Source organism: Rhodoferax sp. LS1R11 (genome assembly GCF_056521395.1).
On the sequence record NZ_JBWMAW010000010.1, the window covers coordinates 144267 to 158025 of the forward strand.

Below are 13759 nucleotides of genomic sequence, written 5' to 3' on the forward strand. Positions count from 1 at the left end.
CTAGACACTATGTAGCCGCTGGCACCACCGATTCAAAACCGGTACACGAGACCAGCATGTATCAATAGCGGATCTACACGTGCTTTGGCAAAAGCCGGAGCGCCACCAAACGCGGGAACAGTCCCGGATACTTCAGTCTCTATGAAAACTTTTTTAACATCAAAGAAAAGCCCGTAGCCGCCACCAAGATCAATATCAGTTCCAATTTGCAAAGCGCTGCCAAACGCGTTTTTTACCTTGAAGTTGGAGACACTCGCGTCCTGAGTCGAGAACACAATTAGATAGGCCGCACCGGCTCCCACATAGGGTTGAAACAACCCGAACTTTCCAAAACGATACGTTGCTGTCAGTATGGCAGGACCGTAGTTGAGTTCCCCCACAGTACCCAAAGGGCCTAATGACCCGGCGCCGGTCACGGTGGACTTCAACGGAATACCTACAGTCAATCGTCCCGTCCAATTGGGTGACAGGTCATATCCAATCTCAACACCTAAGGTCGTACCATCTGACGCGGATAAACTAGCGCCAGGAATCGGTGTTCCTTGGGGCGATTCAGGTGTCGTCTTCACGTTCAGACCTACAGAAACCGGCCCAATATGCACAGACCATGGTGAATTCTGTGCAAAAGTGGAATCAGCACACGTACTGATCATGAGCGCAATAGCCCAATGCATTCTGTTATTTTTCATATCTTCTATTTCCTCAATTCATATTAATACGTAGCGAGCCGGATCTCCTCGACTGGAAAAGCAGAAACTCAAGCAGCATCCGGGCGCATATTCACTGATTTGTCAGGAACCTCAGCATGCGCTAGCGACCAAATTGACGAGCCCTAATAGGTACAAGCTGCACCTTTAAGTTTTGTCGCAAAGAATTTGAAGCTGGCTATTGGTTGTGCAAAACAAAACTTTCAACAATGTGGCCTATTTCCTCCGTAATGCATCAGGTAGCCTGCGCAGAATTAAAAGGCAAACACAGTGAAAATCGAAAGACTTGAACAATTCGTCGGCTTGCGCACTCGCCTTTATTGACAAAACTCCATCATTGGTTTTGAAATGCTTTTCGTGCCATCCAAAGAAGCCCTCCCATGCTCAATACACCAAAGAAATAGGCTGGTGCCAAAGCGATGAAGCTTTCCAGACTACCAGGACCGAATTGATTCGGGCCAAAGGTGAGTCCACGGTTCTGGGAGAAGTTTGCAAAAAAATAAAACACCGTGTTAGCCCATCCTGTACCGACAATGATCCACCCCAGCCGAGCCTGTGTGCGCTGCGCAAAGCCCAGACCCGGAAGAATTAAGGCCACGGCAAAAACCATCAGGGCATTCATGGGCGTCCCGCGATGTGCTTTCGCCCATCCGTCCGGCGTGCCCGGTATCGAAAATTGAGTCACTGTGCCTGGAATGAACTCGAATCCGCCCATCAGCGAGATCCAAAGTCCCATACCAGCGACCAGTGACATAAACAGTATGAGAATGCCGTTGCCAATCATCAGACGCTGTAGTCGGGTAAAGCGGATGGGAGACTCAATTTCTTGTGAAGTTGCCATTTTTCTCTTTCTATAAAGTGAATATTTCAATAAGTACCGAAAAAATTTTTTCTAACTAAATCCTTGACTGTCATACCGCTGTGCTCACCTGAAATCTATGAAGAGGGAACGAACTCAACCCTCTTCTATCATCGAGGATGCTTTGGCAATCAGGCACACTCAATGCGACTCCCTAACGTTTGCTGAATTTTTTGAAATGTCCCAGCATGAAAAAGCAGAGGTCGACGTTCAAAAGTATCGAAGTTTTCAACCTTGCCAACAAACATTAAGTGATCACCTCCATCGTAGATACGGAGCAAGCTACATTCGAAATGCGCAAGCGCGTTGGCCAGCAATGGCACACCATGAGCATTCACGTCTGAATCTATGTTGACGAATTTGTCTTTCGCAGGCGTTGCAAACTGGCTTGCCACACCATTCTGGTCCTCACTTAATATGTTGACGGCGAAATAGGGTGCATCACTAAAAACTTGCAAATTTGGAGAGTGTTTGACCAAACTCCAAGTAATCAGGGGTGGATCAAGAGACAGCGATGAAAATGAATTGACTGTTAGTCCCACTAGGTGCCCATCAAGAGCGCGTGTTGTAACAACTGCCACACCAGTGGCGAACTGTCCAAAGGCAAAGCGCAATTGACGCGGTTCAAATTTGGATTTCGATTCAAGTAAAGCTGTTGCAATTGTTGTACTCATGGCGAATTTCCTTTCACTTTATGCAGCCAATTTCATTTGAGCGGCTTCGTGTTGAATAAATCGTTCGCACTCATTGGCATCCATCCACCAAGGAAAGAGTGATGGAGGATGATTGAATCCATTTACGATCTTGCGAGCAACAGACGGAACTTGTCCAGCAGCACCGAGCAAGTTCAGAACATGTGGTTCGGGCGGCAGCAGCATTGCAGCGCTCCAACTCACCACGTAATCGGCATAGTTCCAGAATTTCTCGAAAGTTTGTTGCATCCACTCTGGCGTAGGTTTTCTGTCACCTAGTTCTAAAATGGAGTGCAAATACGATGTCGCGCATTTCGCAGCATTGTTGGATCCTTGACCATTGATCGGATCCCCCACGACAACAACGTCTGCCATTCCGAATACAAGGCGGCCCGATGGGAGTCGAGCGATAGGCTTACGTACTGTAGGCGTTACCCGACCATTGATGTACCCGTTGTCATCTGTCAACCGCGCGTTACGACAGCGATCGGCCCCCCAGGGCACATAGGTCTTCAGTAATGACATTGTTTTTTCGAGATGCTGCTCGGGTGTCTTTACATCACCCCAGCAGTCCATTGGGCCACCGGGAATGCCGAAGAAGGTCATTATTTCGCATGGCCCAGTGGTTGTGAGTGCTGGAAACATGACCCATTCCCCAATTCCAGGAATCGCAGTGAAAGTAATGCCAGGTAGCGGTGAGCGCGGCTCCACTCCAGCAACATACGTGAGTGCCAGCGCACGTTGCGGACTCGTGAATACTGAGCGAACATCATCGCGCTCAAACAATTTGACGATATCGCCTTTACCAGCTGCGATGACCACTAGATCGTGGGTCTGGCTATATTCTTCTAATTCCTTGACTCCGGCATCCTGGATCACGAGGTGCCCACCCCGGCGTTCGAATTCATCCATCCACGCAGGCATCTTCACACGCTGGTCTACAGACTGTGCATATTCATCCAGCGGTGCGACCCAATCAATTAATTTCGCTCCGATTGCCTCAGGATTGGTCACTGTGACACCAAATCCGTCAATGCGAGGACAATCCTTATCCCACCAATTGAGTCCGAGTTCACGCTCTGTTTGCAATGATGCATCGAACATGCATTGACTGGAGGTAACTTTTCCGGTGCGTATCTGTTCTGCCGTACGATTTGAAATGACGGTCACTTCATATCCTTGATCGAGCAGTGAGAATGCGAGCTGCAAACCCGACTGACCGGCACCAACGATTGCGATTGATTTCATTACTTGTCTCCTTTAGGTGTTTAAAAAACTATGCGAAAAAATCGCGATTCTTGCCAATTCAACGTCATGCCAGCAACACGGTAATCACCTTCTCTTCTGTATATGAAAGCACACCAGAAAGCCCGCATTCCCGGCCAATTCCACTGGATTTGAATCCGCCCCAAGGCAAGTGAGGGTCGATTGGAGCCCAACAGTTAATGCCGACTGCCCCGGCTTTGACTGCCTGTGCGACTTTGTGACCGCGTCCAATGTTCTGTGTCCAAACGGTCGCACCTAACCCATAGTCGCTATCGTTGGCAATGGCTATCGCTTCTTCGTCCGTATCGAAGGGAATCACAACTCCAACTGGCCCGAAGATTTCCTCTCGGGCAATCGACATCGTGTTGTTGACGTTGGAAAAAATTGTGGGCCTAACAAAATATCCCGTGCCACGCTCGGCTACTCCACCAGCTAATACTTGTGCACCGGCTTGAATTCCTTGCTGGATATAACGGTTGACACGGTCAAACTGAACTTTGTTGGCGACCGCGCCCATGCTGATGCCTGGTTTGGAGGGATCTCCAACTTGAATGGATGAGGCAATCTCTCCCAACATCTGAGCGACTTTTTCAACAATAGAGCGATGCGCGAGGATTCGAGTTCCAGCAGCACAGACTTCCCCCTGATTGAAGAAGAGGCCCATTGCGCAGCCTTGAATAGCTTGTTCTAAGACTGCGTCCTCGAAGATAATCTGGGGGCTTTTACCACCGAGCTCCAGGGACAACCGTTTGAACAGCGGCCCTGCGGTTCGCTGGATCTCGCGACCCACTTCCGGGCTACCTGTAAAAGTGATTTTGTCCACGCCAGGATGCATGCACATTGCCTTACCAACCACATCACCGTGACCAGTCACCACATTCACCACTCCATCAGGGAATCCAGCCTCCTTGCACAGTGCCGCAAGATGTAGTGCTGACATAGGCGATTCTTCAGAAGGCTTGATAACCAGCGTGCAACCTGCAGCCAAGGCCGGCCCGACCTTCCAGCAGGTAATCATCAATGGGGTGTTCCAAGGAACGATGGCACCAACAACACCGATTGGTTCGTGCTGCGTGAACGACAATGTCTTGACGCCCATATAACCGGATGTTGGAATCGTTCGACCCTCGATTTTGTCTGCCCAACCGCCACAGGTGCGAAGCGTTCCGATTACATTCGGCAAATCTAGCAAACGTGGTTCGATTGGTGGGCGACCAATGCACAGTGCGTCCATGTCAGCCAGAATTTCGGCATCACGCTCAACGAGATCCGCTAACTTGTTGATCAGGATTCCTCGCTGAACTCCGCTCATCTTGCTCCAATCACCACCGTCAATCTGAGCACGAGCAGCCTGAACAGCTGCATCAATATCGGCGACGGTTCCCTTGGCAGAACTTGCATAAGCTTGCTCCGTTATGGGGCTTATCAACGGCATCGTTGCCATGTCAGACGCAGCGCGTGGCTGGCCTTGAATATAGTGAAGCAGTTCTTTGCTCATGTGGACTCCGGCATCGATAAAAGAAGTGATTGCGGTTAATTGACCGCAGCGAATCTTCAGTGTCGAGTGAATCCATCAATGCCTCAATAGCGTGGACACGCGATAGGGTTTCCACTATGTCCACGTGATTGAGTAGATATGAAAGTGATCAACAACTTCATGACCCCAAATCGTATCTCGGCCTTTCGGGATACCTCAGCGCCCTACTACGAAACCAGCCGTTAGCACCGATTCAAAGTCGGAATTTTCTATAAACGCTGGAGTGATGAATCTGAGGTCACACTAATTAGCTCGCGAATCAACTTGGCAGTAGACGACACGCCCAGCTTGCGGCGGATGCTTCGTAACTGATGATCAATCGTGGACGGCGATCGCGTCAACTGACGCGCGATTTCCTTGTAACTGAGGCCTGCCACAACCAATTGACAAACACGCTGTTCGGCCGGCGTCAACGCATTAGTTCTAATGCAATCTGATTCGAAATCGGCATCACCAGAGACATCTGCATTGGTGAAGTGCAAGCGGCTTAGGCTAGCGAATACCGGGCCGACAACCTCACGCGCTAACGTATCGATTAACCAGCACTCAGAATCCGTCCATGTGCCACCGTCAACAGTTGCATCGCAACACAAAAGGCCTACTTCACCGGTTTGGTCGCGCAAAGCTACGGCGATTTTGCTCCGAGTTCCTGCTGCAAGTAATGAAGATCGCGTATGCGAGCAAAGTCGACTATCACGCTCGATGTCGGAAAATTTAACTGCAATTTTCGAATCCCAGACGATGGAAATAGCAGAGTCACGCGCATTCATTGCAACACCAATTACGCTGCTCATAGGACAGCCGTCCCGGAGGCGCTCAAACTGAGGCCGGTAATTGGTGTCACAGCTGGATCCAAACCCAATATCAATTCGCTGAGCCCGTGTTTTTTTCAAAAGCCATGTGGTGAGCATGTCCCAACATATTGCTGGATCGTCAAGGTACAGCAGCATCTCGGCTGCAAGGTCTCTACCGTTGATTCCACTGTTCAATTGGCGGTAACGGAGCAGTCGATCTCGTAATTCGCGCTGTTGCCCATACAATTTTCCCGCTCCATTGACTTCGATCGTTTGCATAATTCGGGTTCTTTTATTGGTTCTGAAATGTCTTGCGCGCCATCCAAAGAAATAGCACCTGAACTTAGCCATAGACTGAAATCCTGCCGTGCTCACCTCAACATGTGAAAGCAGGAAAAATTCTTCTTACTTTGGACCTGCAACTTGCTTAGATGTCAGACATGCTCAACACCACTAACCCACACCAAGAAATTTTTTAAATTCCGCTCTATGAAAGAGCGTCATACCTCAGATGATTGGGGTTGTAGCCCTTTTCTAAATAAGGTTCTACCGGGCTAATGTGAGCAATGAACTGGGGAAACTGGCATCAAAACTTTTCAAGTTGTTCATGCTTTTCCAACTCCTATGGTTTCCACCAATTGCGTTGATTGACTTGAACATGTAACATTTTTCAAACATTTATCGTGTGTTCATGTAGGGATCTTCTCAAGAAATCCAACCACAATTTTTTTAAATATGGTCCACGTCACAATATGAAAAAAATCTCGTTTTTCCACTATCTACCGATTCGTACGTCCCAAACTGATATGCAATAGGAAGCTCGCTTTCTTGACATGATTTAGGTTCGCGTGGGCATTCAAAAACCCAGTTGACAGTCTCCGGTTATGCCCATTGTGATAACACTTGCTTGCTTAAATTGTTGAGCATATTGTCCTGACATGTCATTTTCTCGCCACCCAAAAAACGAACATATTTCCCCAAAAGCGAAACTATTTGGTACGTCTTCAGATGAGTATTTGAGGACTTCAAGAAGAGAGAAATTCAGTGAACACATTGGTTGATATAGATCGACTTACCAACTGTCTGTCCGGTCATCCGTTGTTTTATAGCGAAGACGACGTCCAGGAAACGAGCACTAAGGTTGGGCAGATCTTCAGGCCACATCGACTTGGAGTTGTTGGTACTCATCAGCGGCTCAGTGCTGAAATGAATCACACCTCGATTGGGCGTATTTCTTTGAGTCGATTGAGCTACGGCGCAGGAGTTTCCATCGATTCGGATCCGCTTGAATCCTTTTTTCTTGTGATGATGCCGTTGTGCGGATCAGCGGAAATACGACACGGAAAGCAATTTTCAATGTCGACTCCAGGCGTGGCTTCGGTTGTCGGATCCTCTGCGCCGTTATCGATGCGTTGGCATGCTGAATGTCAACAACTGATCGTGCGCCTTGATCGTGAATTATTGGAGTCAACATGCGCAGCGCATCTCGGGCATGAGTTATTGCATCCACTGGAATTCGATCTCGAAATGAATTTGAGTGAAAGTCGGACTATAAGTCTGCAAAGCGTTGTTGCACTTCTTGCTTCTACAGATACATTCATTCAAAGCGCAAGCAAATTTCCATTGATCATTGCTCAAACGGAGCAATTACTTATTTGTGCGCTTTTAACTGCCCAGCCACATAACTTTCGTGAAGAACTCCTACGCCCTACTCCGCAAATTGCGCCGTATTACGTCAAGCGTTGTGAGGAGTACATATTCGCCCATGTTGACGAGCCAATCTCTCTGGGAGACCTAGCAAGTCATGCAGGTGTTAGTTCACGGAGTCTTCAGACGGGGTTCCAGCGCTATCGGGGTATGAGCCCAATGCTTTTTCTCAAAAACTTGCGTCTGCAGCGAGTTCATGATGAACTGTTATGCGCCAAATTGCAGAACAAGCCAGAGACAGTGACGCAGGTGGCATTAGCTTGGGGATTCAGTCATCTCGGTCACTTCTCAAAAGCTTACGCTGCCAAGTTTAAAGAGTTACCGTCACAAACCTTGCAGCGCTAATTTCAAAATTTTCTGTATCTGCATGCATGCTAATTTATGAGATTTTGTCGCAGTACTCGTCAGTCTGAATCGCCCCGGGTTTTGAGGAGGCTCCAACATTTGAGAATATGGAGCCATGAGAAAGTCAACGAAGTTTTCCCCCGAAGTACGCGAACCTGCAGTGCGCATGGTGCGGTAATCCCCCCGTTTTCCACTGACGTCAGAAGTAGAAGGTTTATGCAGCCTTGGCCATGTGCGGGCGGTCGTGATTGTAGGACCAGGTCCATTGCGTGGCGTGCTCCTGAACCTCGTCAATAGTTGACCAGTGATTCTGCGAAAGCCACTCATAGCGCACGGTTCGATTGAATCTCTCCACGTAGGCATTTTGCTGGGGGTTGCCAGGCTGGATGTAGTCCAGCCTGATGCCCATGCCCTTGGCCCAGTTTTGAATCACGGCGCTGATGTATTCCGGGCCGTTGTCGCTGCGAATGGCGACTGGCTTACCCCGCCAGCCAATGATCTGCGTGAGCGAGCGAATGACACGTTCAGACGGAAGTGAGAAGTCCACTTCAATGCCCAGCGCTTCACGGTTGAAGTCATCAATGACATTGAACAGCCTGAAGGTTCTGCCGTCTTGCAACTGGTCATGCATGAAGTCCATTGACCAGACCTCGTTCATGGCGCTTGGCACCGCAAGCGGTTCAGGCTTATCGCGCACCAGGCGCCTCCTGGGCTTGATCCTCAGATTGAGTTCGAGCTCGCGGTAGATCCGGTAAACGCGTTTGTGATTCCAGTTGCACTTCTTCACATTGCGCAGGTACAGGAAGCACAGGCCAAAGCCCCAGTTGCGGTGGTTGTCCGTCAAGCGAATCAACCAGTTGGCGATCTCTTCATTCTCAGCGTTGTGCTTGGATTCATACCGGTAGCAGGACTCGCTCACCCGAAAGGCCTCACAGGCAAGCCTGATGGCAACACCCTTGTGCTCAACCGCTTGTTTGGCCATCTCACGTCTTTGAGATGGCCTCACCACTTTTTTGAGAGCCTCGGCCACGATGTCGGCCTTGAGTTGGGCCTCGACATACAGCTTCTTGAGGCGCCGATTCTCTTCCTCAAGCTCTTTCATGCGGGTCATCATGGAGGTATCCATGCCGCCGTACTTGGCACGCCATTTGTAAAACGTGGCAGTGCTGACTCCCAGGTCGCGGCACAACTCCGGTACGGGTAATCCAGATTCAACCCGTTTGAGTGCATCCATGATCTGGCTGTCGGTAAATCTTGATCTCTTCATGTAGAACTTCTTTCTAAGAAAATTCTACTTCTGGCGCCGTTGGTTTACCGGGGGGATTACCGTCGTTTTGTCACCCCCTATTTGGGCGCAATGCACCTTCAAGAGCGACACACTTTGTCGCTCTTGAAGACGATTGGAGATGGATGCTATGGTGCTGCCTGGAGTTTCAATAGCGCAGAACAGCAGCAACTCAATCAATCTATAAAAATCACTATCAAAATGATGAACACACTGGAACAACTGCGTTCGGGGCAACTCACCGGCACCCGGCGACTGACCCTGGCCTGCGGGCTGACGGAGTTTCCACGCGAGATTTTTGAGCTGGCCGACACGCTGGAAATTCTGGACCTCTCTGGCAACGCCCTCTCCTCGCTGCCCGACGACCTGCCGCGCCTGGGCAAACTGCGCATCGTGTTTTGCTCGGACAACCAGTTCACCGAATTGCCCAAGGTGCTGGGCCAATGCGCGCACCTGAGCATGATCGGCTTCAAGGCCAACCAGATCCGCACGGTGCCGGGCGAAGCACTGCCCGCCGGGCTGCGCTGGCTGGTGCTGACCGACAACCGCATTGACACACTGCCGGCTGCCATCGGCCGCTGCACCCAGTTGCAAAAGCTGATGCTGGCGGGCAACCAGTTGCAAGCCTTGCCGCCCGAGATGGCCCACTGCACCGCGCTGGAGCTGCTGCGTATCTCAGCCAACCGCCTGACCGAACTGCCCGCGTTCCTGCTCTCGCTGCCCAGACTGTCGTGGCTGGCTTTTGCCGGCAATCCGTTTTGCGAGGCGCATGAGGCGGCCGCATTGACTCAGACACCGATGGCGTTAATCCAGTGGGACCGGCTGAAAATCGGCCATCAACTGGGACAAGGGGCCTCCGGCGTCATTCACCACGCGCACCTTCAGCAGGAGACGGCCACACAACCCGTGGCGGTCAAGCTTTTCAAGGGCGAGGTCACCAGCGATGGCCTGCCGCACTGCGAGATGACGGCCTGCATCAGCGCCGGTTCTCATGCCCACCTGATTCCGGTGTTGGGCAAGGTGCATGATCATCCGGCAGGCGCCCTGGGTATGGTCATGGCCCTGATCGACCCCGTGTTTCGCAACCTGGCCGGGCCGCCCAGCCTGGAGTCCTGCACCCGGGACATCTATGCCGAAGACACCACGTTTGATCTGCCCACCGCGCTGCAAATGGCGCGGGGCATGGCGTCGGCCGCACAGCATCTGCATGGGCAAGGCCTGATGCACGGCGACTTGTATGCCCACAATATCCTGCACGACGGTGAAGGCGCCGCCTTGCTCGGGGACTTTGGCGCGGCGTCGTTCTTTTCACCGCAGGACGCGCCGCTGGCCCATGCCCTGCAACGGCTTGAAGTACGGGCGTTTTCCTGCCTGCTGGATGAACTGGTAGCGCGCTGCCAGACCGGCCTTGACACCGCGCCTGCGCTCCAGCAATTGACCGCACTGAAGGCATTAAGTGTGGCCTGCGCTCAGCCCAACACCCATGCAAGGCCGCTTTTTCATGAAATTGGGCGGGCGCTGAGCATCCTCTAAAATGGCGCCCCTGCCATCACCTACCTGCCTGCCTCACATGAACATCACGGTCAACGAAGAACTGCTTGCCTACATCGACCCGCTGACCCCTGACGAACACGACGCGCTTGAAAAAAGCCTGCTGGCGGAAGGCTGTCGCGACTCTCTGGTGCTCTGGGGCGAGGTGCTGGTAGATGGCCATAACCGCTACGGCATCTGCACCCAACACGGTATTCCGTTCAACACTGTGCAGAACAGCCAGTTCAAGACCCTTGACGACGTGCACCTGTGGATGATTAACCAGCACCTGGGGCGGCGCAGTGTGTCGGACTACCAGCGCGGTGTGCTGGCCTTGCGCAAGAAGGACATTCTGACGGCGCGTGTGCAGCCGTCCTCCACGGCGGCATCGGCTGAAGCACCCTCTTCGACCCCGGCGCCAGCGCCCGAAGCGCACATGACCCGCGACGATATTGCCAAGGCGGCGCGCATCAGCAATGCCACCATCAACCAGATTGAGAAAATCCAGAAGTCAGCTACGCCTGAGCTGGTGGCGGCTGTGAAGTCCGGCACGATTTCCATCAACGCGGCGGCGACCGTGGCCTCCTTGCCGGTGGAAGAACAGGTGGCGGCTGTAGCCGGTGGTAAAAAAGAACTGCAACAGGCGGCCCGTCAGGTCCGCGAGGCCAAAGCCGTGGCGCGCACCGAACCCGAAACGCCAGAGGGCATGATTGCCCGGCTAAAGCAAACCATCACAGAACTCAGCGCAGAGAATGCTGCACTGAAGGCCAAACTGGCCGAGCTGAAAAATAGCTGATGGCTACAAACCGGAGCGTTTGAACAAAACAAACGCGACCAGCAGCAACACCGCGGCCAGCAGTGTTTTGAGCACCGGGTGGCTGTTGTTTGCCCGGTCGGGCAGGGAGGGGAAATCATCCGGCATCAAAACCGAAGGAATCGTGGTGGGGTGTTCTTCCATAGCGACGTCATCCTAATTGCCCGACTCTAACGGTGGGTGTTTCAAATTCTACAGGCTGCGGGCACCTTTGATGTGCGGATCAACCCCATGTCGGTACCGTTTTCAAGATCCACAGCAAAGTGCTGAGCGTGAAGAATGAGGCCATGGTGGTGACCAACAGCGCCGCCGCGCTGAGGTCTTCATGCCCGTGTTTTTGCGCCAGGATGGGGTAAATGCCCAACATCGGCATGGCGGCGGTGAGGAGCACGGCGGTGCGCAGGTGCGGGTCGCTCACCGGCACCAGCCAGAGCACGACGGCCAACACCACCAGTGGATGCAGGATCAGCTTGGCAAACGAGATTTGCGCCACCTGGCGGCGCAGGCCTTTGACCTGCAGACCGACTAGCGTGCCGCCAATGACAAACAGCGCCAGCGCGCCGCTGGCCTGGGCGAACAGATTGACCGTGCGGGCAATGGCACCCGGCAATTGCCAACCCATGAGAGACACCACGAAACCGGCCACGATCGCCACGATCATCGGGTTACGCACGAGCCGCCCCCCGATTTGTCCCAAGGTCTGCAGCCAATGACTCCGGCCGTCGGCCTCGCCACCCGCCATCTCGGCCATCACCATCAGCAGCGGCAACAACAGCAGGTTTTCCACCACCATATTGAGCGCCAGCGACACGCCCGCCACCGGGGCGCCCAGGGTGAGCAGCATCACGGGGTACCCGACGAAACCACTGTTTGAGCACGACATGCCCATGGCCACATAGGTGCTCTCGCGCAGGGGACGACGCGTCACCCGGAGTGTCCACAACACGCCGCCGGCCATGACGATCAAGGAACCCAGGGCATAGGCCAGCAAGTACTCGCCATTGAGAATATCGCGCACCGGGTGCTGCGACAGGGCGTTGAACAGCAGCGCAGGCAGCGCCAGGTTGACAACAAATTTTCCAAACACCCGCATGTCGGCTTTGGAAAACAGGCCCAACCGGGTGGCCAGGTAGCCGGTGAGGATGGTGAGGTAAATGGGACCGGTGATCGAAAGAATGTCGAGCATTGAATCAATTACTGTTTTGGAATATTGGCCGTGGTGATGACGTCACCCCAGCGCTTGATCTCAGCCGACAGCAAGCCGGTGGCTTGCGCGGGGGTGCTGGCGAAGGCGTCCACATTGAGGTCATGCAGTTTTTTCTTCACATCAGGGGACTCCAGCGCAGCGGTCACGTCTTTGTTCAGGCGGGCGATCACGTCTTTGGGCGTTTTTGCAGGTGCGGCCAGGGCGTTCCAGCTGGAGGCCACGAAGTTCGGCAAACCACTTTCTTTGGCGGTCGGCACGTGGGGCAGGACCTCGGCGCGTTTGTCGCCGGTGACGGCAAGGGCGCGCAGGGCTTTGGCGTTGATTTGCGGCAAGACGGGGCCCAGGATTTCCACCGCAGCGTCAATCTGGCCACCCCGCAAGGCGGTGATGACCGCTGGCGTGCCGTTGAAGGGCACGACCTGCACGTCCGCACCCGAGGTGGACTTGAACAATTCGGCCGTGAGGTTTTGCGTGCTGCCGATGTTGATGCTGCCCAGGTTGAGCTTGCCCGGATTGGCTTTGGCAAAGCTCAGCATCTCGCCCAGCGTTTTGAACTTTGAATCAGCGGGCACGATGATCGCGATGTCAAAAAAACCCAGGGTGGAGATCGGCGCGAAATCGCGCTGGGCATCAAAGGGCAGCGCCTTGAACAGCGTGGCGCTGATCGCCGTGGCGTTGGACATGAGCAGCAAGGTGTAGCCATCCGGGGCCGATTTGGCCACCAGGTCACCCGCCACCGCGCCCCCGGCGCCGGGCTTGTTGTCAATCACCACCGGCTGGCCGAGCGAGGCGCTGAGCTTTTGGGCTACGGTGCGGGCCGTCAAGTCGGCCACGCCACCGGCGCCGAAGGGCACGATGATTCGGATGGGCTTGCCCGGAAAAGTCTGGGCCGTTGCGGCATGGGCCACCACCAGCGTGGCAAACAGGGTGGCGATAAAACGCTTGATGCTCATGAACTTGCCCTTGAAGAACTGAATTTAAACGAAACAGGCCTCTAGCCCAGGTGGGACGTGCGG

At 53.1% G+C, this 13759-nt stretch carries 13 protein-coding genes; 3 read left to right on the top strand and 10 right to left on the bottom strand.

Features of this window, described 5'->3' with window-relative positions:
- Positions 1-32: 32 nt before the first annotated feature.
- From AC097N_RS13505 to AC097N_RS13530, 6 genes are all read right to left on the bottom strand, one after another.
- Positions 33-689 carry an OmpW/AlkL family protein gene (locus AC097N_RS13505; RefSeq protein WP_479581673.1) on the bottom strand — a complete coding sequence of 219 codons (657 nt, stop codon included), beginning with the start codon at positions 687-689 and terminating at the stop codon, positions 33-35.
- Between the two features lie 352 nt (positions 690-1041).
- Positions 1042-1548 (bottom strand): styrene-oxide isomerase StyC, encoded by a 507-nt coding sequence (gene styC / locus AC097N_RS13510; RefSeq protein ID WP_479581674.1) that lies wholly within the window; start codon positions 1546-1548, stop codon positions 1042-1044.
- A 149-nt stretch (positions 1549-1697) separates the two neighbouring features.
- A complete protein-coding gene (locus AC097N_RS13515) occupies positions 1698-2240 on the bottom strand; it encodes a flavin reductase family protein (RefSeq protein WP_479581676.1) in 543 nt (180 codons plus the stop codon).
- An 18-nt stretch (positions 2241-2258) separates the two neighbouring features.
- The gene (locus AC097N_RS13520; RefSeq protein ID WP_479581677.1) at positions 2259-3506 is read right to left on the bottom strand and encodes a styrene monooxygenase/indole monooxygenase family protein; all 1248 of its coding nucleotides are present in this window, start codon (positions 3504-3506) and stop codon (positions 2259-2261) included.
- Between the two features lie 64 nt (positions 3507-3570).
- Positions 3571-5022 carry an aldehyde dehydrogenase family protein gene (locus AC097N_RS13525; protein WP_479581679.1) on the bottom strand — a complete coding sequence of 484 codons (1452 nt, stop codon included), beginning with the start codon at positions 5020-5022 and terminating at the stop codon, positions 3571-3573.
- A gap of 248 nt (positions 5023-5270) precedes the next feature.
- The gene (locus AC097N_RS13530; RefSeq protein ID WP_479581681.1) at positions 5271-6134 is read right to left on the bottom strand and encodes a helix-turn-helix transcriptional regulator; all 864 of its coding nucleotides are present in this window, start codon (positions 6132-6134) and stop codon (positions 5271-5273) included.
- Between the two features lie 765 nt (positions 6135-6899).
- On the opposite strand from AC097N_RS13530, the gene AC097N_RS13535 reads away from it, so the two are divergent.
- Complete coding sequence (locus tag AC097N_RS13535) at positions 6900-7907, top strand: AraC family transcriptional regulator (protein ID WP_479581683.1); 1008 nt, start codon at positions 6900-6902, stop codon at positions 7905-7907.
- A gap of 214 nt (positions 7908-8121) precedes the next feature.
- On the opposite strand, the gene AC097N_RS13540 is transcribed toward AC097N_RS13535, so the two are convergent.
- Positions 8122-9174 (bottom strand): IS3 family transposase, encoded by a 1053-nt coding sequence (locus AC097N_RS13540; protein ID WP_479581685.1) that lies wholly within the window; start codon positions 9172-9174, stop codon positions 8122-8124.
- A gap of 219 nt (positions 9175-9393) precedes the next feature.
- Here AC097N_RS13540 and AC097N_RS13545 point away from each other — a divergent pair, with 219 nt between their 5' ends.
- Entirely contained in the window at positions 9394-10725 is a 1332-nt protein-coding gene (locus AC097N_RS13545; protein WP_479581687.1) for a leucine-rich repeat-containing protein kinase family protein, read from the top strand.
- Between the two features lie 37 nt (positions 10726-10762).
- Positions 10763-11518 (top strand): hypothetical protein, encoded by a 756-nt coding sequence (locus AC097N_RS13550; protein WP_479581689.1) that lies wholly within the window; start codon positions 10763-10765, stop codon positions 11516-11518.
- Positions 11519-11521: 3 nt separating this feature from the next.
- Here the strand turns inward: AC097N_RS13550 and AC097N_RS13555 are convergent, their stop codons facing one another.
- From AC097N_RS13555 to AC097N_RS13565, 3 genes are all read right to left on the bottom strand, one after another.
- Positions 11522-11680 (bottom strand): hypothetical protein, encoded by a 159-nt coding sequence (locus tag AC097N_RS13555; protein ID WP_479581691.1) that lies wholly within the window; start codon positions 11678-11680, stop codon positions 11522-11524.
- Positions 11681-11759: 79 nt separating this feature from the next.
- Complete coding sequence (locus tag AC097N_RS13560) at positions 11760-12722, bottom strand: AEC family transporter (protein ID WP_479581693.1); 963 nt, start codon at positions 12720-12722, stop codon at positions 11760-11762.
- An 8-nt stretch (positions 12723-12730) separates the two neighbouring features.
- A complete protein-coding gene (locus AC097N_RS13565) occupies positions 12731-13696 on the bottom strand; it encodes a Bug family tripartite tricarboxylate transporter substrate binding protein (RefSeq protein WP_479581694.1) in 966 nt (321 codons plus the stop codon).
- Between the last annotated feature and the right edge of the window lie 63 nt (positions 13697-13759).